Source organism: Sediminitomix flava (assembly GCF_003149185.1).
GTDB lineage: Bacteria > Bacteroidota > Bacteroidia > Cytophagales > Flammeovirgaceae > Sediminitomix > Sediminitomix flava.
The window spans coordinates 74,900-99,134 of record NZ_QGDO01000010.1; the positions used below are offsets into that span (position 1 = coordinate 74,900).

Annotated in this window: 11 protein-coding genes; 6 read left to right on the plus strand and 5 right to left on the minus strand. The window is 36.0% G+C overall.

Translation table 11 applies throughout. The features are described from left to right. Positions 1–33: 33 nt before the first annotated feature. From BC781_RS23800 to BC781_RS23810, 3 genes are all read right to left on the minus strand, one after another. Entirely contained in the window at positions 34–732 is a 699-nt protein-coding gene (locus BC781_RS23800) for an L-ribulose-5-phosphate 4-epimerase (protein WP_109622751.1), read from the minus strand. After that, positions 710–2,386 carry a ribulokinase gene (locus tag BC781_RS23805; RefSeq protein ID WP_109622753.1) on the minus strand — a complete coding sequence of 559 codons (1,677 nt, stop codon included), beginning with the start codon at positions 2,384–2,386 and terminating at the stop codon, positions 710–712. Before BC781_RS23805 ends, BC781_RS23800 begins: the two co-directional genes overlap by 23 nt. A gap of 244 nt (positions 2,387–2,630) precedes the next feature. Further along, the gene (locus BC781_RS23810) at positions 2,631–4,304 is read right to left on the minus strand and encodes a sodium/sugar symporter (RefSeq protein WP_245935657.1); all 1,674 of its coding nucleotides are present in this window, start codon (positions 4,302–4,304) and stop codon (positions 2,631–2,633) included. Positions 4,305–4,771: 467 nt separating this feature from the next. On the opposite strand from BC781_RS23810, the gene BC781_RS23815 reads away from it, so the two are divergent. The 4 genes from BC781_RS23815 (at position 4,772) to BC781_RS23830 (ending at position 15,912) form a co-directional block, all read left to right on the plus strand. Beyond that, on the plus strand, positions 4,772–6,526 hold the full coding sequence (locus tag BC781_RS23815; protein WP_109622755.1) for an arylsulfatase: 1,755 nt from the start codon (positions 4,772–4,774) through the stop codon (positions 6,524–6,526). 323 nt (positions 6,527–6,849) lie between these two features. Continuing rightward, positions 6,850–10,740: a two-component regulator propeller domain-containing protein gene (locus tag BC781_RS23820; protein WP_158281573.1), complete on the plus strand. Its 3,891-nt coding sequence runs from the start codon at positions 6,850–6,852 to the stop codon at positions 10,738–10,740. Positions 10,741–11,084: 344 nt separating this feature from the next. Beyond that, complete coding sequence (locus tag BC781_RS23825) at positions 11,085–12,923, plus strand: sulfatase-like hydrolase/transferase (protein ID WP_109622759.1); 1,839 nt, start codon at positions 11,085–11,087, stop codon at positions 12,921–12,923. Between the two features lie 94 nt (positions 12,924–13,017). Then, positions 13,018–15,912, plus strand: coding sequence for a glycoside hydrolase family 2 protein (locus BC781_RS23830; protein ID WP_109622760.1), 2,895 nt, complete (start codon positions 13,018–13,020; stop codon positions 15,910–15,912). A 54-nt stretch (positions 15,913–15,966) separates the two neighbouring features. Here BC781_RS23830 and BC781_RS23835 read toward each other — a convergent pair whose 3' ends face one another. Next, complete coding sequence (locus BC781_RS23835; RefSeq protein ID WP_109622763.1) at positions 15,967–16,968, minus strand: LacI family DNA-binding transcriptional regulator; 1,002 nt, start codon at positions 16,966–16,968, stop codon at positions 15,967–15,969. A gap of 323 nt (positions 16,969–17,291) precedes the next feature. Between BC781_RS23835 and BC781_RS23840 the strand changes: the two genes are divergently transcribed. Then, positions 17,292–19,487: a glycoside hydrolase family 3 C-terminal domain-containing protein gene (locus BC781_RS23840; protein WP_109622765.1), complete on the plus strand. Its 2,196-nt coding sequence runs from the start codon at positions 17,292–17,294 to the stop codon at positions 19,485–19,487. Positions 19,488–19,774: 287 nt separating this feature from the next. Then, positions 19,775–20,737, plus strand: a complete 963-nt coding sequence (locus BC781_RS23845; RefSeq protein ID WP_109622767.1) for a patatin-like phospholipase family protein — start codon at positions 19,775–19,777, stop codon at positions 20,735–20,737. Between the two features lie 47 nt (positions 20,738–20,784). On the opposite strand, the gene BC781_RS23850 is transcribed toward BC781_RS23845, so the two are convergent. Beyond that, entirely contained in the window at positions 20,785–23,817 is a 3,033-nt protein-coding gene (locus BC781_RS23850; protein ID WP_109622769.1) for a two-component regulator propeller domain-containing protein, read from the minus strand. Between the last annotated feature and the right edge of the window lie 418 nt (positions 23,818–24,235).

Below are 24,235 nucleotides of genomic sequence, written 5' to 3' on the forward strand. Positions count from 1 at the left end.
TGTTTGAAGTTAGTTTAGAAGACTATATATATCTTATTGACCATAATATGCATTCGCACCGTGCTTGCGATAGAAGTGCTTATCTTTTAGTGTCTGTTTAATTCTTGAAGTACCAGGATTGATCTGCAAGGTGATGCTTGACATCTTTGCAAGTTCCTCTAAAACAGCAGAATTATAGACGGCTTTTTCAGCACTTTTTCCCCATGTAAATGGCCCATGATTTTGTACTAAAATCATTTCAACTTCTTCAGGGCTCAGACCCTCTGAAGCAAAAGTATCTAAGATCAAGTTACCTGTCTCATGTTCGTAATCTCCCTCAATCATCTCATCGGGAAGAATCACAGTACAAGGGATATCTTGCGTAAGATGATCGGCATGTGTTGTTCCAAAAATTGGAATAGAAACGCCAGCCTGCGCCCAAGCAACAGCATAGGTCGAATGTGTGTGACAAACACCTCCGATGTGATCCCAAGTTTTATATAATAAAGCATGCGTTTTTGTATCTGAAGACGGACGCATGGAACCTTCAAGCACATTGTTATCAAAATCAACAATTACAATATCTTCTGGCTTTAAGTCTTTGTAAGGTACGCCACTTGGCTTAATCGCAAATAAGCCTTCAGAACGATCTACGGCACTTACGTTTCCAAAAGTAAAGATGACAAGCCCTAGCTCTGGGAGCTGCATATTGGCTTCATAACATTCTTCTTTAAGCGATTTGAACTTGCTCATATTTTTTAGATTCTGTATGTTCTTCAATAAAACTTCCGATTTTGCTGTATTCCTGATAAAGTCTTTCGTAGACTTCAACATTGGCAGCAATAGGTTGGTACTCTTGCTCAACCCCGTTACTGATATGATTCATTGCCGTGAGTACATCAGGATAAATTCCCGCAGCTACAGCAGCATACATAGAGGCGCCAAGCGCAGGTGCTTGATCCGAACGCATTACTTTAATCGGTCTGTTCAACACATCAGCCATCGTTTGCATGACTAGCTTTGATTTTTTGGCTACTCCACCAAGTCCGACGACTTGATCAATCTTTACACCTTCACTTTCAAAACGATCCACAATTGCTCTCGAACCGAAGCATATAGCTTCCACTAATGATTTAAATATCTTCACTGCGTCCGTTCCCATATTCAAACCTGTAATCGCGCCTTTAAGAAGTTGGTTGGCATCTGGTGTACGGCGTCCGTTGATCCAATCTAAGCTGACTACTTTAGAATCAGCCACAGGAATTTCTAGTGCTTGTTCAGATAGTTTTGGTATGATTTGGTCGATTAAAGCCTCCGTATTTTCTAGTCCTAGATTCTTTAGAGGCCAGCTCAGCATATTTCTAAACCAAGCGAGTACATCTCCAAAGCCAGATTGACCAGCTTCAAGACCTACAAAATGAGGAATGATTGAGCCATCTACTTGACCACAAATACCCGAAACACAATTGTCACATACTTCTTCTGGAGTTGCTACAATCATATCACAGGTAGATGTTCCCATCACTTTTACGAGTGTATTTGGACGGACTTCACCTCCCACAGCTCCTGCGTGCGCATCAAAAGTACCTACCGTAATGATCGTATCTTCAGATAGCCCTAAACGTTGAGCCCACGCTCCGCAAAGCGTACCCGCAGTTTCTTCTGCTGTAAATGTTTCTCCATACAGACGGTCTCGTAAATCGGCCAAATAAGGGTCTAACTGCGTTAAGAATTCTTTTGGAGGAAGTCCACCCCAGTCCTGATGCCACATGGCTTTATGACCTGCAGCGCAACGACTTCTTTTGAAAGAAAGAATATCATCACTTCCTGTCAATACAAAAGGAATCCAGTCACAGTGTTCTATCCAAGAAAAAGCAGCCTGTTTTACAGCTTCATCTTGCTTTGATACATGTAGCACTTTTGCCCAGAACCATTCAGAAGAGTAAATTCCACCTTCATATTTTGTGAAATCTTCTCCGTCCCAATTTTTCGCAAGTTCATTGATCTGATCGGCTTCTTCAATTGCCGTATGATCTTTCCATAATACAAACATTGCATTCGGGTTTTCTGCAAATTCAGGAGTCAGTGAAAGTGGTACTCCTTGCTCGTTTACCGCAACAGGCGTGGAACCGGTTGTATCTACAGAAATTGCTTTGACAGCTGAATATTCGCTTTTATCTAAGACTTTTAATACTTCTTTGATGGTGTATTCTAAGCCTTCTAAATAATCGAGTGGATGTTGTCTGAATTGGTTGATAGATGGTTGGCAGTAGCTCAATGACTTCCAACGCTCATAAGCATGAACAGCTGAAGCTAAAACCGCTCCATTGCTTGTGTCTACAAGTACCGCACGACAGGAATCCGAACCATAGTCGATTCCTAACACCAAGTTTCTTGCATCATTCATATTCCTTTGATTTTAGGTGTATTACTAAGCCTTTAAGTTCAATTTTTACCTAAAACTATTGTGAATAGCCCATATGCACTTGCTCATTTGTACGACGGATTGATTCAGAAAATAAAATGTGATTTCACTAAACGATTAGCCTATTTTTTGAATCAAAAATGACAAAAAGCATAAAAAAACTCCCAAATCCATGAATTAGATATTGGGAGTTTAAATCTATTTGAACGCCTATGTAATTAAGGTTCTACCAGAAAATTAGATAAAGAACAGTCAAGATTCCACAAATACCAATAGACAAAGCATTGAAGACACCATCTGTCTTAAATAATCCTTTCTCTAAACTAATACCTTTGTTTTCCTTTTTAGTAAGTAAGGAAACTCCAACACCTACAACTGCAAGGATAAGGCATACGATAAACATACGGTCAAGGAAAGGTAGGCTTGGTAAAATCATTTTAGCTCCCCATGAAAGAGGGAATGTCAATGCAGCTACGGTAAAGGCACCATTCGCATTTGCACGCTTCCAGAAAAGTCCCATGGTGAAAATGACCAGAACTCCAGGAGTTACAAGTCCTGTAAATTCTTGAATAAATTGGAAGGCTTGATCTAAAGCACCTAGCATTGGAGCTACACAAACCGCCAAAACAAGGGCAATTACAGAAACGATACGTCCGATTTTCACCAGCTGATTATCAGCCGCATTTACATTGATATGTCCTTTATAAATGTCCATTGTAAAAATGGTAGACGTACTATTGATCATCGAAGCAAGTGAAGAAACAATAGCAGCTGTCAAAGCAGCAAAAGCCAAACCTTTTAGACCTGTCGGGATAAATGTACTCAATAACCAAGGGTAAGCTTCGTCAGATTTTGTGATGCGCATAAAGCCTTCCGCAACATCAGCCCCTTCAGTTCCATTGATAGAAGCTACGCTACCCGATAAGTTGTAAGCCATAGGATCTTGGTTGATGACAAACGCAATGATCCCTGGCAATACCACAATCAGAGGCATGAGCAGTTTCAAGTAACCTGCAAATACAACACCTGTTTGCGCTTCTTTTAAACTTTTTCCTGCTAAAGCTCTTTGAATAATATATTGGTTCAAGCCCCAATAAGCTAGGTTTACAATCCAGATACCTCCGAGTAATGCCCCTAAACCAGGAAGCATATCATAAGCATCTACAAAACCACCACTACCGTCAGGAATCATAGTACCTTTTTCAACAATCATTTTGAATTTTTCTGGTGCAGCCTCAAAAGCAGTTTGAACACCAGCCCATATACCATTTCCAATTGAAAGTGCATCTAATGCAAGATAAGTAGTTAGAAGACCTCCAAATACCAAAACTACAACTTGAACTACGTCTGTCCATGCAACAGCTGAAAGACCACCATAAATAGAGTACACTGCTGCAAAAAGAGCCAATCCTATAATTCCATACATCATTGGAACACCCATGATGATATTCATACTCAGAGCACCCATGTAAAGGACAGAGGTCAAATTGACAAATACATAAACAAGAAGCCAGAATACGGATAAACTCATACTCACTCTTCCATCAAAACGTTGTTTGAGGAATTGAGGCATGGTATATATTTCTTTTTTCAAGAATATTGGTAAAAAGTATTTACCTACTAAAATCAATGAAGCTGCAGCAATCCACTCATAACATGAAATAGCAAGCCCAATGGCAAAACCTGAGCCTGACATTCCAATAAATTGTTCTGCTGATATATTTGAAGCAATTAATGAAGCTCCAATAGCCCACCAAGGCAAAGATTTAGATGCTAAAAAATAATCTTCCGCAGACTTAGATTCTCCTTTTTTATCTCTTGAAACCCACAGTCCCATACAGAGAATCACTAAACCATAACCGACGAAAACGGCGTAGTCCCAAAATGAAAAATTTCCCATATATCTTGTTATCTGAAATTTTAAAAGTGTGGACTTAAAGAATGAAAGTCCTACTATTTAATCATACTTATTTTTCTGTATTGTCAATCAGTGAAATATGGGTGAGTCCTAGTGATTCGATTCTTTATCAAAATAACCTAAATGTACAGCGAGTAGGTTAAGGTAAATAGAAGATACAAATGGACAGTTATTCTGTTTTCTATTTAGATGTATCGATGAATTTTTAAAATAACTTGTATTCAGTCCATAGTTACATATTAAATAGGCTATAAAAGCATCAATAAGACTATTTCTAAGTATGAAATGAATAGTTTTTAAGCTTCTAAAGCCATAAGAAAGAGAAGATTAAAATATGGAGATCAGAGTAGTTGATTTAGATTGCATTTTAGTCATATTGTATTAATTACACTTATGAATTTGTGAAAAGGGGACGAAAGCATAATTATTAGAGAAATCTAATCTTTTTCATGATGAAACGCTTTTTACAATACATACTCTTAGTACTTTCTGTTGGCGGAGGATTACAAGCTTGTCAAGGAATTAGTCAAAAAACATTTGACAATAAGGCTATTGACGAAAGGCCTAACATCATAGTTATGTTAGTTGATGATATGGGGTATTCTGATCTTGGTTCTTATGGTGGAGAAATTCAGACACCTAACCTTGATAAAATTGCGAATAATGGTATTCGTTTTACACAATTCTATAATACCTCACGCTGTTGTCCGACAAGAGCTTCACTGCTCACTGGTCTTTATCCACATCAAGCGGGTATAGGTCAAATGACAGGGAATCAGCATAAACCAGGTTATGAAGGGCAAATCAAGAAAACAGCTGTTACTATTGCTGAAGTTTTAAAAGATGCTGGATATGCTACGGGTATGGTTGGTAAATGGCATGTATCTAATACCTCTGTAAAGAAGAATAGTAATGGACAAGATAGACAAGCACAATTGGATTGGTTAAATCATCAAGCCTATTTGAATGATGATTTCGGACCGTTAGAAGCTTACCCTACAGCAAGAGGTTTTGATAAATATTATGGAAATATTTGGGGCGTTGTCAATTTCTTTGACCCATTCAGTTTGGTGAATGGAATAGAACCTGTAAAAAAGGTTCCAGAAGATTACTATCATACTACTGCACTTTCAGATTCTGCGGTAAATTATATTGAAGAATTTAGTAAGTCTGAAAAACCATTTTTTATGTATGTGGCTCATACGGCACCACATTGGCCGTTACATGCATTACCAGAAGATATTGCCAAATATGAAAATACCTATAATGGTGGATGGGATGAAATTCGAAAAGCGAGGTTCAATCGAATGAAAGAGATCGGTATTATTTCTGAAAATGTAGAACTCCCGAGTCCACAGAGAAAAATAAAGAAATGGGAAAACAATCCTAATAAAGATTACGATGCTCATAAAATGGCTGTACATGCCGCTATGATAGATCGCATAGATCAAGGAGTAGGAAAGATGTTGAAAAAACTTGAGGAAACAGGAGAGCTAGAGAATACGGTGATTTTATTTATGTCGGATAACGGAGCTAGTTCTGAAACGCCAATGTTCGCAGGTTTCGATAGAAATGGACAAACTCGTTCGGGAGAAAAGGTGATTTATACAGAGCATAAAAAAGATGTAATGCCTGGTGATGAACTGACTTATGCAGGAATTGGACAAGAATGGGCAAATGTAGCAAATACTCCACTTCGTTATTGGAAAGCTAAAACTTTTGAAGGAGGAATCTGTACGCCAATGATCGCTTACTGGGAAAAAGGGATTAGAAAACAGAAAGGAACAATTAATCATTCTTCTGGGCATGTAATCGATATCATGGCGACTTGTGTAGAATTAGCGAATACGGAATACCCAAAATCTTATAAAGGAAATGTTATTCAACCTTTAGAAGGAAAAAGCCTTGTCCCAATTTTTGAAGAAGGTAAGAGGGTAGGACATGAAGCGATCTTCTTTGAACATTATTGGTCAGCAGCTTTGCGCTCGGGAGATTGGAAATTGGTTTCATTGCCTTTGGGAGATTGGGAGCTTTACAACTTAAAGGAAGATCGGAATGAAATGAAGAATGTAATCGATCTGTATCCAGCAATAGCGGAAGATTTAAAAAATAAATGGGAGCAAGGAGCACAAAGAACTATGGTATTTCCAAGGCCTAAAATGCCAAAGCACATAAAAAAGCAAGCGAATAAAAAAGATAGCTAAAAACACATAGATATGCTTTTCTTACCAAGGCTAGAATTAGCTTTCTGGTCTTGGTTTAAATATACTTTAAACTGGATATTATTATTTAAATACTAACCATGACGTTTAACATTGAGTATCCATTTTACAACTTTATGAAAGTCCAATTTTGAATCGAGAATAGGAATAAGTCACCTTTTAAGGTGGTTACATCCAAAGAGTACCCAAAAGGACAAATCTAAAAGACACAGGCGCATTTACTAATCAAAGAGTGGACTAAATGTTGATTCAAAACAGCATTACCACTCATACACTAACGACAATTTTTTACCACTATTATGACTATGAAAAGACTGAAAACAACAATTCATTTACTATTATGTATTGTACTGATGAGTACTTTAAATACTCATGCACAAAGAAGAGAAAAATGGCATGGTGATATTTATGGTGCTTTGAATGGACTAAATCAACAACATGTAAAGGCAACATATCAAGACAAGTTGGGAAGAATCTGGATCGCAACTTCAAATGGATTGAATCTATTTAATGGACAAGAATTTAAGAGTATAAAAAGAGAAGTAGGGCAAGAAAAAACTTTGAGTTCTAATGTTATTACTTCTTTTGTTGAAATTTCTGATTCTCGTGTATTGCTAGGTACACACAGAGGGGGAATCAATGTATTGAACCCGCTCACAGAAGAAGTTTATGCTATAAAAAGTTTACCATTCAAGGATAAGAATGAAACGAAAGATTTCCAACGTTTTAATATGGGATTTGGTTTCTATGACCAAACGAGAAATATAGTTTGGCTACAAGGTTTCAAGTCTATTGCTAAAATTTATTTAGATGAGCATGGTACACCTGAGTTTTATTCTGAAGTAAATCTATCTGAGCTTTTAGATGGGGGGCAAGTACATAGTCTGTACGACATCTATATGGACAATGAAGATGATTTATGGGTAGTATCATCCAATGGGGTTTTTAGATTACCCAGAGGTACTGATAAATTCAAATTAGCGTATCAAGGGAAAAGTTTAAAAATTACACATCTCTATCAGAGTAAAGATGGACAAATTTGGATAGGGACAAACAAAGGAATTCAGCTAGTTACTGATAAAGAGAACTTTACTTTCGAGGCTGGTTCAAAGAAGAAATCAAATACACCATCAGCAAGAAATATGCTTGAGTATGATGGTAATCTGTGGGTTATCTTCCCATTAGGCAATGTCGGGTTTTTTGATATCTCTAAAAGAGAATACATTAAAATTTATGATCTCTCACGAAATGTAAAAGGAATCGAATTGTTTGACCTCCAAAAAGATCAAGGAGGAGGAATTTGGGTATCTAGTAATAGAGGTATTGCTTACTATCACCCTCATAGCCCGTTATTTAATACAGTAACTCGTTCAGATCAATTGGGCTTTTCAAATCAAAATTTGAGTTATGTGTTTCCGACCAATAACAAGATTATGGTTGGTCATGATTTAGGCATGTCCATATATGACCCATTTCGTAGGAGAATACACAACTACACACAAAAAAATAGTGGTCTAGAAGGAGGGCTTATTTCTGAAATTATAAAGGGGAAAAATGGTCAATATTGGTATGCCACTCACAATAAAGGATTTGGTAAGATTAGATACAAATCAGATAATAATGTATCATTTGAACAGGCCTCACCCGATTTTGAAAAAAGTAATGTATTGTCACATACTACTCAAAAGGTTAAAGACATCACTTTAGATCACAATGGTTATGTTTGGGGAGCTACTCAAAATACAGGGGCTTTTTGTTTTCAGCCCAAAGAAAATCTAGTGATTCCATTGACACTTAAAGAAGGATTGATGACCCAACGAACTACTGTAGTAGAATTTGATGCTAATAAGAATCAACTTTGGGTAGGGACACGAAGCCAAGGAGTATCAAGAATTACATTAGATGAAAATAGTAAAGTTGTTGAAATCAAGCATTTTAAGTCAAACTCTGAAAAGAAGAATCACTTAGGAAAAGAGATGGTCACCAATATCTTTATTGACAGTAAAGATCGAGTTTGGATTGCCACTTTGGGGGGAGGAGTTTATGAACTGATAAATCAAGAAACGGGTGAGATGAAATCTTACCTTAGAGAGGGAGTTTTTTCTGAAAAAGATATAATGGGCATGACTGAGGATACCTACGGTCATTTATGGCTTGCTGGAAATAAAGCTGTCTTTAGAATGGATATCGAAAAGGAGAGTGTGACAAGTTATAAGCCATTTAAAAATCAGGAATTCATGCTCATTAAGCCAAGAGGAGTGATTAAAGATAAGAATGGGATTGTCTATTTTGCATCTTCTCACGGGCTAGCTTATATAGACCCAAGTACACTTACTGTTGGTTACAACAAACCTGAAGTAAAGTTTAATGAACTATTTTTAAAGGGAAAGAAAGTTGGTGTAGGAAAAGAAATAGATGGAGGAGTAATACTCAAAACAGTTTTGAATGAAGTGGAAAGATTGGAGTTGGAGGCAGATCAAAATGACTTGGGTATTTCATTTTTCGATACCTATTACCAAGAAGATGAACTCAATTATCAATTTATGATAGAAGGATATCATGATGATTGGCAATCTTTGGAAAGTCAACGCCGTATTGTGTACAGTACGGGTTTACGTCATGGCGATTATAAACTAAAAGTAAGAGCAAAAGGACGTAACGAAATTTGGTCCGATGTTGCAATTTTAGATATCACAATTTATCCGAGATGGTATGAAAACCCGATAAACAGAGCTATAGGGCTCTTGATTCTTATTTTACTTAGTTATTTGGGCGTAAGGTGGAGAATGAGTGCCTTGAAAGAACAGAAAAAAGAACTTGAGCTTCAAGTAGAAGAAAGAACTTCTGAAATATTGGAACAAAAAGGGGAGATTTTAGCGCAGAACGAAGAGCTAAGACAAATGAACGAAGAGGTTGAAGCCAATAGAGATCATTTGGAAGAAAAACATCAAGAACTAGAAGTTTCTTATGCAGATTTTAACTTGGTAGTTGAGATAGGGAAGTTAATTGTAAATAAACACCAATTTGATGAGATTATAAAGATCTTAAAAGTTGAACTTTCTCAATTGGTTAATTACCAAGAGTTAGGAATTGCTATTCAAGAGAAGCGAAAAGATGTAATCCGTTATGTACAAGTTGAAGATGGCGAGGAAATAGACAGTATGCTCAGTCTAACTAAAGACAAGTCAGATTCGGTTGTTCAGTGTTTTAGTACAAATAAGGAGATTAATCAGGAGTCGAAAGAAAAAGGCTTTAGTCTTTATATTCCATTGGTATCAAGAGCCAAAAGCATTGGTGTTTTATATCTGAAAAGTAATTTCACGAAAGGTTTTAACGCTCGGGAAATACGAGTTATCAAGTCAATGACCTCATATTTATCCAGTGCCCTAGAAAATATATTAGCCTATCGTATCCTTTTTGAGCAAAATAAATCGATCAAAGAAAGTTTACGTTATGCTCACTCCATCCAAGAGTTGATGACGCAAACATCATTACATATTCAAGGCTTTGTCTCGGATCATTTTATTTTTTCAAAACCTAGAGATATTGTATCTGGAGACTTTACTTGGTCTTATAGAAAAAATGATGATACTCTATTCATCGCATCGGTTGACTGCACAGGACATGGGGTACCAGGAGCTTTACTATCTATGCTTGGCATTAGTATTTTGAACAAGATTGTAAGAGAGCAACAGTTGGAAGAACCTTCTAAAATTTTGGAGGCACTTAACGAAAATATCAGAAAAAGCTTGAAACAAGAAAATGGACACAATACCGATGGGATGGATTTATCAATCTGTGTTATCCAAAAGTCTGCTAATATGACTTACAAAGTAAGATTTAGCGGTGCAAAATCTAGTATTTATATTGTAAGAAGATGGCAAACAGAATGTGAGCAAATGAAGGGTAGTAGAAAGAGAATAGGTGGATTAGCAAAGAAAAATAAAGGTGAATTTGAAACTCAAGAGTTGACCCTTTCTATTGGTGATTACCTTTACTTAGCAACAGATGGATTTGCTGATCAGAATAGTCCTAAGAATGAAAAATATGGAACACAACGTTTCATGAAGCTTCTTGGCTTACTTTCAAACTCTACAACAAATGAGCAACAAGTTTTAATAGAAAATGAGCTTAAACATTTCATGGAGTCTCAAGAACAGAGAGATGATATTACAGTGATTGGTCTAGAGATGTAATCAAATCAAATTTGTATAGATCAAATCCTACTCTTAAACATTAGAGTAGGATTTTTTACTTATTGGTAAAATATAACTCTACTTCACTATGTTCATGGGGGAGTATTATCGCGGTACTTTAATCCTTAAAATTAGTCTTCTCACAAAATTATTTTCTTTACAGTCATCTTGACTAGGTATTCTATTTTTTAAATACAATTTCCAAGAACTAGCTTTAGCAATAGGTATAATTGTAATAATTACGATTTACACCGCTGAATTGCTACAATTCTTCAGCCTTATACTTATGCTAATTTTCTAATTTTGAAGAGGAAACGAATAGATTTTTTCTTAAAAGCTGAACTATGAAATCCCCAATAAAAATAATAAGCTTACTGTATTGCTTCATACTTTGTACCAATACTGTTTTTGCTCAAAAGCAACCCAATGTACTTTGGCTCTTGACCGATGACCAAAGATATGATACCGTAAAAGCATTTAATAAAATGCTCCACAATCGGGAGATGAGTGAGTTAGGTTATACAGAATCACCCAATGTAGATCGATTGGCAGATATGGGTACTACTTTTATCAATACTTATTGTCAGGCAGCGGCTTGTGCTCCATCAAGAGCGTCTATGCATTATGGTAGATACCCTTTCAAGTCTGGTATTTATGAATTTGAATATCATAATAACAATGCAGAACATACCCGACCGACTTTGCCTGAACAGATGGCTGATTTGGGCTATCAGACCTTACATATCGGAAAGTTAGGGGTGAGGGTGAAAAATGTAAAGGAAAATGGTAAGGTACAATCCCATCAAATTTATCAAACTGATATTGATTTTAAGGGATTGGCAAAAGATGGTTTGACAGATTGGGGGAAAAGCTGGACAACAACTCTTAACGGAGAGAAATTGGAAAAGCCTATTAAATCATTAGAGTTTTTTGTGACACCAGAAGGAACGTTTGAGTATAGTTCTAAGGAGTTGGAAGAGTTGAGGCCAGAGTATAAAGGTTCAGCAGCAAAAGCCTACGAAAAATATGATTTATTGAGACATTACAATAAAAAGAAAGGTCCAAAATCTGTATACAAATCTAGTATTTTGGCAGGGGTGAGTCCTCAACCGGCAGGTAAAACAAGAGATGGGTATTATGCTTCAGTTTTTGTAGATTATCTGAAGAATGAAAAAGAAAAATTCACTGTTGGTAGTCGTACTTTTGATGGCGTGGATCGTTCAAAACCACTATTCTGTCATATTGGTTTTGATTTTCCTCATACGCCTGTGTTGCCTCCAGCTTCTTACAGAGAACGTTTCAAAAAATATACATACAACATACCTGAGTTTGAAGAGAAAGAACTCAAGACAATGCCAAAGCAATTCAGAAATCAAGTAATGCGAGGTTACTCTGATAGCTTGACAGATGAAGAAAAGTTGACGATGATTCAAGACTATTTCGCTTTTTGTGCCTATGGAGATCAACTAATTGGAGAGACAGTAGATGCATTTATTGAGTATAGCGAGAGTAACAAGCAAGAGTGGATGATTGTATATGTTTGTGGCGATCATGGATGGAAGTTGAATGATCATGGTTCTGTTTCTAAGTTCACCCCTTGGGAAATAGATAGCCATAACCCGATCATTGTAGTTTCTTCTGATAAAAAGAAATTCCCAGAGGGAAAAGTGGTAAGAGAATTTACTGAGTTTGTCGATATTTCACCCACAATTCTTTCAGCGGCAGGAGCAAACTTGGACGCTGAAACATACAATCATTTGGACGGTTTTGATATGGCAAAAATAGCAGACAAAACAGTCTCTTTGAGAGATTACGTAGTAGGAGAGAATCATGCAGTAACGGGGCCACGTGCATATATCAGAACCAAAAACTTCATGTTCTCGATTCAAAGCAGGCCAAACAAAAAACGAGGTGAAAATATGGAGTGGGCGTTAAATGCGAGTTATGAGGAATTGGACCCTTGTTTATACTATACTTCCAAAGATCCACATGAAATTAAAAATTTAGCTTTCGATAAGAAGTATAAGCATATAGCAATGACAATGAAAGAAAAGTTGATCAATGTTGTACTTGGAGATGGAAGAGTAGAAGTAGTTTGGGGTAAAAAAGCAGATGGTACAAAAGTATTTAGAAGTAATTTTGCAGAAGGTGCACACGATCATAAACTTCAACTAAGTAAATAACCCCCTTTCTTTCTCATGATTTTATCCCTTACACTCGCTAGAGTTTTAACTACTTTAGCGAGTGTAATATCGGATTTTGTTAAAAGCTGAACACATGAAAAAAATAGCCTTATTAGGCTTGTTTATTCTTTGCCTTATGGTGGCAGAGCATCTGCAAGCACAATCATTAACAGAAACACGAGAAGCACGTACAAAATTAGATATCAATGCTTCTTGGACATTTTTTAGAGGAGAGTTATCTGAGCAAGAAGTTTCTAAATCGGATTTTGATGATAGTAATTGGGAAGTAGTTAATGTACCCCATAGTATGAAGCTTTCATCGAATGAGTTGGATAACAGTACAGATAGTTCTTATCAAGAGACTTTCCATAGATATATTGGTTGGTACAGAAAAGAGCTTTTAGTGGAGGCAACAAACTCTCAAAAAGTATTTTTAGAATTTGAAGGTGCGCATCAGCATACCAAACTTTGGGTAAATGGTACTTATGTAGGAGAGCATAAAGTGAGTGGTTACACTCCTTTTCATTTTGATATCACTGATTTCGTAGAAAAAGGGCAAAAAAATACAATTGTACTGAGTGTAGATAATCGTTATAACCCAACTATTCCACCTGATGGAGATCGAAGAGATTATTTATTATTTAGTGGTTTGTATCGTGATGTATACTTGGTCGTAAAAAATCCATTACATCTCACTTATGATTGGGAAGATACTTATGCAGGTGTTTTTATAACGACACCTTCAGTTCAGAAAAATAATGCTACGGTTAATATTCGATCTACAGTTCGAAATACTTCCTCGCAAAATGTAAACTGTAAAATTGTACAAAAGATTATTGATAAAGACGGCTATGTAATACGTAAGCTGTCATCTGAAAAAGTAGTTCTTCCGAATAATGAACATACATTCTCACAGACCACAGGGATAACGGAGAACCTTCATTTATGGTCAATTGAAGATCCTTATTTGTACCGTGTTCAAACTTTAGTTTATCAAGGCGAGCAACTGATGGATGTTGTTGAAAATTCTTTGGGTGTACGTAAGTTCGAGTTTATTGATGGTAAAGGCTTTTTACTAAATGGTAAAAATGTAGAGTTGATTGGAGTAAACAAACATCAAGCTTACCCATTTGTAGGCGATGCTGTGGCTAATGCACTTCACCGAAAAGATGCAGAACAATTTAAGGAAACAGGCTATAATGTAGTAAGACTAGCACATTATCCGCATGATGATGAGTTTATAAAAGCCTGTGATGAACTAGGAATTCTATTGATTGAAGAAGGACCATCTTGGATTCATTTTGTAGAAGGAGAGTGGTTTGATAATTTGGAGTTGGCTACAAGGATTATGATCAGAAATCATAGGAATCATCCTTCAATTCTACTTTGGAGTGGCGGTTTAAATCATAGAGGACCCGTAGAGCGTTTGCATTATGCTTGTAAAGAAGAAGATCCATATAGATTGACAGCTTCAAATGGTGCTCCTTGGACAGGGCCAGTTCATTCTGGTATTTGTGATATTTATACACCTATGGATTATCAGAATATGCCAGTAACCGAAGATGATTTTTCATTCTTGTGTGAACATGGGAGTTCTGATGAGTCTTACAGAAATCAATATGAAGTATCAAGGTCAAGAGCTTCAGCTAATCGTTTTGGTGTAGCACTTTGGACTGCTCACGATTACTTCTCTTTCCAAAAAGATTGGGGAATGCAAGTGAGAAGACCGTTCTCAATTTATCGTGTTCCAAATCCTGTGAATTATTGGTACAAATCTGAGATGACAGAAACACCTATGGTTTACATCGCTGATGAAAGAGCAAGTAAAGCAGGAAAAGTGCATGTGTTTAGTAACTGTGATGAAGTTGAGTTATACAATAATGGCAAACTAGTAGCAAAGCAAAAACCCGATGCCGATCCAACAAGGAGTTTCTGTAAACACCCATCATATACATTCCAATTGAATGAAACAAAAGGTGATTTGGTAGCTAAAGGATATATCAGAGGACAAGAAATAGCAAAATATACCCTGAATAAAGCTGGCAAAGCTTATCAGTTAAAACTTGAGTTGGAGGAGCAAAATCAAACAATGCAAGCGAGTGGTTCAGATATGCGAATGCTCAGAGCGTATGTTTTAGATAAAGAAGGAAATCATGTTGTAGCGGATACTTCTATGGTAACTTTTAGTATAGAAGGTGAAGGTATTTTAGTGGGAGATGCCGAAATCGGAGCCAACCCGAACAAAGCATATTGGGGAACAGCCTCTATTATTTTACGCTCAACTCAAAAAGCAGGTGATTTCAAGATTACAGCTAAAGCAAAGGGCTTGAAAACAGCAACCCTGAAAGGCAAAACAATTGCTTATAATAAAGACATTCGTGCCAAAGAAATCAAAGAAGTTTATGATTATCCAATCGTAAGAGTAGATTTTGGAGGAAAAGAACAGTTAGTGCAGTTTGATTATGAACGCTGGGAGGGTGATCAAAAAGAAAGCTACGAGTTATCAGCTTATAATGAGGCTAAAATGAATGTGAAAACTAGTACAGGAAAACCATCTTGGACAACAGCATTTGGACTCTTAGGTAACCAACCTTATTTGGCAATGGATGCGGCTGTGGCTGCTCAGAAAGATTATCTGATCTTAACGTTTGAAGGATTGCCAAAAGGAAAATATGATTTGAGCACATATCATCACTCCTTAAAAGTACTGGCTAAAGTGAAAGGTCTAGCTATTTTAGAGAAAAAACTGAATACCTATCAGCTTATCGTAAAAGATGCAAATGGCGAAAGATTGGCTGTACCAGCCATCGAGCCAACTAGTGGAAAATTGCATAATTTGTATCCTGCAAAAGCTAATTTAAGTTTTTACAGTGATGGAGATTCAGATGTACAGATTCTAATCCAAAATTATGCACAAGACATTCCTGTTGTACTAAATGGAATTGACTTGAGAAAAAGAGAAGCTCTCCAAGAATTGAAGACGCTTTAATAATATCTATTTCAAAATGGGTGGATTAAAAAGTGAATTTTTAGTCCACCTTTTCTATAAAGTACTCTCCCTTAATACAAGCTGAGTTTCGAGCAGTGTAAGTTGTGGTTTCTCTAATGCTTCTTTATCAAAAAGTAAGTCTACGGCCTTTCTCCCAATTTCATTAGCTGGTTGTTTTACGGTAGACAATTTGGGGCTAGTATACGTACTTACGGGTTCGTCGGCATAACCAATGATAGAAATATCTTCTGGGATTTTGAACCCTAGACTTTTCACAGTTTCTAAAGCGATAAAGGCAAGATAATCGCTACAAGCAAAAATTGCATCGGGTGTAGATACTCTTTTTAGCGTATTTTTCAGTTCTTGTTGAATGACTTCTTTTTCAGCATGTTTGATGATGAGTCCTGAATTGACTTCCAATCCTCTTTTTTTATGCGCTTCTACATATCCCATATAACGGTTAAATGTAGTAGAAATTCCTTCTTCACCTTTAAGGTGTAAGATATTGGAACACCCCGAGTCTAGTAAATAACTTACAGCTTCAAATGCACCCGAAAAGTCGTCTGTAATGACGGTAGAAGTATCGAGGTCCTCACAGATTCTATCAAGTAAGACAATGGGTATTCCTGATTCTACAATTTCATTTAAAAAGCTGTAATCTTCTGTATCTTGTGATAATGCTATGAGTAAACCATCAACTTTAGAGTTCGCGAGCTCTTGTGATATTTTTTTTTCAATATCATATTTTCTTCCACTGCTAGAGATCATCAATTGATAGCCCAAAGCTCTTGCTCGGTATTCAATTCCGTGAAGCATAGTAGAAAAAAAGTTATGATTGAATTCAGGGATAATAACACCGATTGTTTTGGATGATTTTCTTTGAAGATTTTTCGCAATTAAATTTGGTTGATACCCCCATTCTTTGGCAAGTTTGAATACAGATTGCTTAGTTTTATCTGAGATTTTTCCACCGCCGTTTAAGGCCCTTGAAACCGTGGATGGTGTTACATTTAGGGCTTTGGCAATATCTTTTATAGTGACATTATTTTTTTTCATTTCATACTATTTTTTACTCCTCAGAAATATCAATGTTAGTCAATGGGATTATCGTATGTATGAAAATGTCATTTTTAGCTCTCATATAAGGTGTCAAAAACTACTTTAAAGCGGGTATTAATTTTCTTTCTAGAATTAGCTGTCTTTTAATCGAAGCTATTTTAACTATCGTTTGTGACAAAGCTCTCTTTTGCAATAAAATACTACTTCATTTTTACGTCATGTCAATTTCCCCCTCTAATTGGGAACAAGTATCATGTGAATGAAATAGTGGGAATACTATTTTTGATAAGATCCATTTTTTATATCAAACCGATATAGCTATGAAATTTTCATTCAGATATATTTTTTTCGCATTTTTTCTATCCTATTCTACACAAGTGTTGGCTCAAGAAGAGTTTATTTGGCTTGATCCTAATCGAGATACTGAGGAACGTATTGATGCACTTTTAAAAGCGATGACTTTAGAGGAAAAGGCGACTCAGATGATTGATCAGAGTAAAGGTATTCCTCGCTTGCAAGTTCCTGAGTATAATTGGTGGAATGAGGCTTTACATGGAGTTGCTAGAAATGGAAGAGCTACTGTTTTTCCTCAAGCAATTGGCTTGGCTTCAACCTTTGATCGTGATTTATTATTTCGAATTTCTACAGCAATAGGAGCTGAAGCAAGAGCTAAGTTTTTGGTAGCTCAAGAGATGAATAACAGAAGTAAGTATGCAGGCTTAACTTTTTGGTCTCCAAATGTAAATATTTATAGAGACCCAAGATGGGGTAGAGGACAAGAGACTTATGGTGAAGATCCATACCTTTCTGGACAGATGGGGCTCAACTTTGTGAAAGGACTACAAGGTGACCATCCAAAATATTTACAGGCGGCTGCATGTGCAAAACATTTTGCGGTACATTCTGGGCCCGAAGAAGACCGACATATTTTTGACGCTGTACCAACGATTCAAGATTTGAATGAAACATATTTACCTGCTTTTGAAGTGTTGGTGAAAGAAGCGAAAGTAGAAACAGTAATGGGCGCTTATAATCGTGTATTCGGAGACCCTGCCTGTGGTAGTGCTATTTTGCTTAAAGATATTTTAAGAGATAAATGGGAGTTTGAAGGACATGTAGTTTCTGATTGTGGAGCTATTTATGACTTTTTCGCCAATCATAAAACTCATTCAAATGCAGTGGAAGCTACTGCCGCAGCCATCAATGCTGGAACAGATTTAAATTGTGGGAGCATTTATGATAAGAATGTAGTAGCAGCGGTAGAGCAAGGTCTACTTTCTGAAAAAATAGTAGATAATCGTCTAAAAAATTTATTACAGACTCGTTTCAAATTGGGTTTATTTGATCCAGTTGATATGAATCCTTACAATAATGTTAGCCCAGATACTGTAGAATGTAAAAGTCACCGACAGCTTGCCTATGAAGCAGCATTGAAATCGGTAGTTTTACTAAAAAATGAAAAGAATGTCCTTCCGCTTAAAAAAGACATTAGAACCCTTTATGTATTAGGGCCTAACGCAAATTCTGGAGAAGTGTTGTTAGGTAATTACTATGGCGTGAGTGCTAACCAAACTAATATTTTGGAAGGCATAGTAAGTAAGGTGAGTTTAGGTACAAGTGTAAACTATAAGCAAGGGATTCTATTAGACAGACCTAATGTAAACCCGATAGATTGGACTACAGGAGCGGCGGCTTCGGCAGATGCTTGTATAGCTGTTATGGGAATTTCTGGTTTATTAGAGGGAGAAGAAGGTGAGGCTTTGGCTTCTTCAACTAAAGGAGACCGTTTAGATATTAATCTCCCAAAAAATCAGATTGATTATCTGAGAAAAATAAAATCAAAGAATAAAAACAATCCACTTATAGTCGTTCTGACAGGAGGGAGTCCGATGGCTTTGCCTGAGTTGGAAGAAATAGCAGATGCAATTCTATTTGCTTGGTATCCTGGTCAAGAAGGTGGAGAAGCTATTGCAGATATTATTTTCGGTGAAGCATCTCCTTCAGCGAAGTTACCAATCACTTTTCCAAAAAGTCTAGATCAACTTCCTACTTATGATGATTATAATATGATAGGTAGAACCTATCGTTACATGAATGAAGACCCATTATATCCTTTCGGTTTTGGGCTGTCGTATGTTGATTTTGAGTTTAGTTCTATATCCATCAAAGATCAAGCTTATAAATCATCTGAAAATATTGAAGTAGAACTGACAGTGACAAATAAAGGCACATTAAAGGCTGAAGAAGTGATTCAACTTTACATATCCGATTATCCTGTAAAATTTAAAGCTCCGAATCATTCGCTCAAAGATTTCCAAAGGTTGAGCTTAGAAGCAGGAGAATCTAGAAAAATAGCCTTCACTGTGACACCAGAGATGAGACAGGTGATAAATGAAAAAGGAGAAAAAATTGTTCCCAAAGGACTTATCAAGATAACAGTAGGTAATTCGGCTCCATTAAAAAGGAGTATTGAATTAGGCGCTAAACTTCAAACAGCACAAGTGAAATTAAAGTAATTTTAGTGTAAGAATAATTCTAGTGTTGGAGAGCTATGAAATCAATATTTCGTAGCTCTTTTTTATTGCATTCAATCTCGTTCTCAGGATTTTTAAAAATAGAGAAAAGAGAGGCTTTAGTGAGTCATGTGTGTTGAGATCAATCATTCTATTAAACATTCACTCTTCAATGAAGGTCGTTACCATTTACTCATAAAATCTTACCGTTCACTCAATAATCAAGAAGGGTTATACCATGTAATATTACATTTAGAAATCTGTATTTCGTAACCCTTTAATTTATTCTTATGGGAAAAAAAGCGCTCGTTTTAAGTGCAGGTTCCATTACTGGAGCATTTCAAGCAGGAGCCATTCAGCAAGTATTAGATAGTGGTTTTGAGCCTGATATTATTCATGGTACTTCAGTAGGTTCTATTAATGGAGGTGTGATGGTTAGTGAGATTGGACGATTAAATAATGAATTTGATTGGAAAGAGATTGGGGAATATGTAGCTCAAACTTGGATGAAACAATTCATAGACCCTTCATCAGTAATGGTGAAGAAAAATAGAAGGCAAATCATCTATGAAATCATGACTAACCGATTTAATGGTTTAGTCTCTGCACATCCTATTCAAAATTTCATTAGAGAGAATGTTTCACTCGAAAATGTGCGTAAAAGTATTATCGATTTCTCTGCAGCAGCTGTAGATTTAGTATCAGGTAAAGTTGATTATTTTGATGCCTTGTCCAATAATCTTGTAGAAGGGATTGTCGCAAGTGCTACCATCCCGATAGTAATGCCAACAACCTATGTAGGAGGGACGCCTTATTACGATGGAGCTTTACGGGATGTTGCGCCAATCAAATATGTCATTGATAAAGGGGCAGACGAGATCATCATTATTGTTTGTCAGTCTCAAGATATCTCAAATAAAAACTTACATACGGGAAATCTGATGCATCTAATTACACGAATAATGGATATTACCGTAAATGAAACTGTAAATAATGATATTGAAGAATTACGTTCTTTGCACTCATTAGTCCCTGTCCAGCATGCGAATTTCACATCTAATGATGATAAACGAATTATAAAGTATAAAGTAATACGACCAAATTACGAATTGGGCTATGCCATTGATAATTTTGAACGGAAGGACATCTATGATATGATTTCCTTAGGTAGAATCACAGCACAAAACACAAATAATTGGTCTTGTTTTTATATGAATAATGAATCATCGGTGAGTATACCTGCAAGTGTATAAATCTCCAATTTATTGGATTAACAACTATAGATAAACCTAAATATATACTACCCTAAATCATCTAAGAATTCAGTCAAACTCTCCCCCTCATTTAAAGATAGCTTCTTTCGTAAGCGATGTCTTGCTACTTTGACAGAGTTCAACGAGATACCAAGTGTATGAGCAATTTCTTGGGAGGATAAATTCATTCTGTAGAGATAACAAAGTCTTTGATTAGAAGGTGTTAGTTGTGGATAATTACTTTGAAGTGCGTGAATAAAATCAGCATGTACTTCACTAAACAAATCGAAAAACTTGCCCCAATCTTTATCCAATTCAAAGCTTTCGTCAATTTCACGAATGAGCGTTTTCAATACCTTCCGAGAATGTTCCTCTGGCTTTTTAGCTATTAAAGTTAGTGTATCTCTGAGTTTCTTCAAAAGCTCATTTTTATGAATTGTATGTAGCGTATGCGTGGTTAATTCCTTTTGCTTGAACAATAATTTCTCCTCCAACTGTCGTTGTAAGAGTTCTCCATTTTCATGCTCCACATCTAGCAATTTCCTATGTTGTTCTAAAACTTCTTCTTGTTGTAGTTCAAGATCTTTTGTTCTATCTATCACTAAATCATTGAGTTGATTGGCTCTTTTCTTTAAATATTTAACCCTTGACTCATAAATAACTCCTATGATTAAAGTGGCAAAAAGAAGCATTGCAATTTGAAACTGTAGAGTTTCCCAAAAATGTGGATGAACATTAATCACTATTGTGCTTTCGGGACTTGATTTTGCAAAATTAGGGTCAAGGGAGGCTTTTACGTTGAGGGTATAATTTCCATAAGGCAGATTGGTATAAGTAGCATTTCTTTTACTCCCGATATAATTCCATGATTCATCAAAACCATCTAAGCGGTAAGCATAGTTTACTTTGGAAGATTGAAAATAATTAAGTGCAGAAAAGCCGACAGAAAAGACTTTTTCATCTGCATCTAATTGAATATAATCCAAAACATGAAGTTGAGAGTGCAAGGGTGAGTCATGATGATAATGATTTATTTCTTTATTGAACAAGCTAAAAGAAGTAAAACAAGGAGCTTTTAAATTGAATTCTCTCTCCATATTTTTAGGGTTTATCACATTAAACCCATTAATTCCCCCAAACACTAATCTTCCATCTTGTAGTTTAGCAGAACTACTTCTTTGAAACTTACCATCTTGTAAGCCATCTACTTCAGTAAAGTCTTCAACATATTTTTCTTTAAAATGATACAGACTTAATCCTTCATTGGTGGATATCCATAAGTTTTGATATTGGTCTTCCTCAATGCTATAGATGACGTGATTATTTAATTGATCTTGAAGCTCAAAAGGAATGATTTTATGTTGACTACGATCAAATTTATATAGCCCTGCCCCAAAAGTACCAATCCAAATATTCAATTTACTATCTTCAAAAATGCTAATTATTCCTTTGGCAGGCATTGCTTTTTCTTCTGAAAGGTAGAATTGCTCAAATTCATTTCGCTCAGGAATAAATTTATTTAAGCCATTAAAGGTACCTACCCAAATATCTCCTTTTATATCTTGAAATACCTTACGAGTATCATTATGACTTAATTTTCCATTTAATGAATTATACTGTATTACTTCTTCTGTTTTTGGGTCGTAAACTAAGACCCCATTGCTTGTAGCACACCAAACCCTTTGATCTTTTGCAATGAGAAGAGACCAAATATGTTGGTTTTCAATTTTTATTTCAGACTTAGATTTGATGCGCTTTATCTCATTTTTTAAAGGGTCAAATCGGTTCAATCCGCCTTTGTAAGCTCCAACCCAAATGTAACCACTACTGTCTTGATCTATTGAAATAACATGATTACTGCTCAGTGAATTTTCATTCTGAAATTGATGTCTAAAACAGCTAAAAAGTCCAAGTTCAGGGTTGTATTTATTTAAACCTCCACCATCCGTACCTATCCACCAATCATGATTTTGATCTTCAAAGAAAGCCGTGATTTTATTATCACTAATTGAGTTTGTGTTATAAGGTAAGTGTTGGTAGTGTAGAAAAGGAATGTTTGGACTAAAAAACTTTAAACCATAACTATAGATTCCAATCCAAATATTTCTATCAGTATCAGCGTACAAGCTAATGATTGTCTGAGCAGATATATCATCTTCTGTTTGAAAGGTCGTTGAGATGAGTTGTTTACTTTTAGTATTTAGGATTTGTAAACCGCCACCTTCTGTTCCAATCCACAAATTTCCATCATGAGCTAGTTCTAGGTTTAAAATCTCTTTGCTAGAAAGATTACGTTCTATTTTAGTTATAGGGAAGTTATTTTGATGGGTATGTACACACCATAATCCTTTTCCATAAGTTCCTAACCATAGGTTATGGTATTGATCAATTTGTAATGATCTAATTTCTAGATCAGACAAAACGTGTTGTAATTGATAATTCTTCTCAGCATTGAGAAACCAAAGTCCATCGGTTGTTGCAATCCATAGCTGCCCTTTCGCATCGATTTCTAATGAGGTAATTTGCTTATCAGAAAGTGCTTCATAAATAGCAGGAGAGAAAGAAAGACTATCTTTGGGTTTAAAAAATAATCCTCCTCCAGCTGTTCCAATCCAAAGGTTTCCTGTTGAATCTTCCTTGATAGCTCTAACATCAATATTTGTGAGCCCATCATCTAATCCATATACTTTAAAATTATCATTTTGACGATTGTATAAGTTCAATCCGGCGTGAGTTCCAATCCACAATTGCTGTTCACTATCTTCATAAATGACTCTGACCGCATTAAAACTTAAACTACTTGAATCTGACGGATTGTTCTTATAAATCGAAAACTCGTAACCATCATAACGATTTAGTCCATCATCTGTTCCAATCCACATAAAGCCAGTCGCATCTTGGCAGACAGCATAAACATCACTTTGGGAAAGTCCTTCTGATGCAGCTATACTCTTTAAGTTTAGTGATTGGTGTTGACTAAAAACACTCGTCTGATGAAAACAAAAAATGGAAAGTAAAAAAGGTAGTAACATACCTTTGGTGCCATCCTTTTCATTTAGATAGAAAAGTAATTGATACATGTTGTTTTTGGGGGATGTATGATTCTTGATAAACAAGAATTTGTTAGTGTGATTGTATACCTGACGTAAAAGTTATAAACCTGCTTTTCGTAAATAATACTTTGATAAACAGTATCTAATTTTAGATCGGTCTTTCATTTGACTTCAACTTAATTTAGCTATTCTTAAAGAATAATTCAAAAAAATATTAGGATTAGCCTGTACCCCCTTTAGTCTACCAATGAACGGCTTTTAAGGCTGAAAACACCACTTCTGTACCCCTTTTCGACGAATGACATCTCCTTTGTACCCTCAATTGTAACCCAATTTCCTTGAACACAGCTCAATCTTCTTATAGATTGATTTTAACGATTTCCGGAAATCTCAATACAACATACTATTTGATCTTAATCATTTTTCAACGCTAAAAAAACATAAG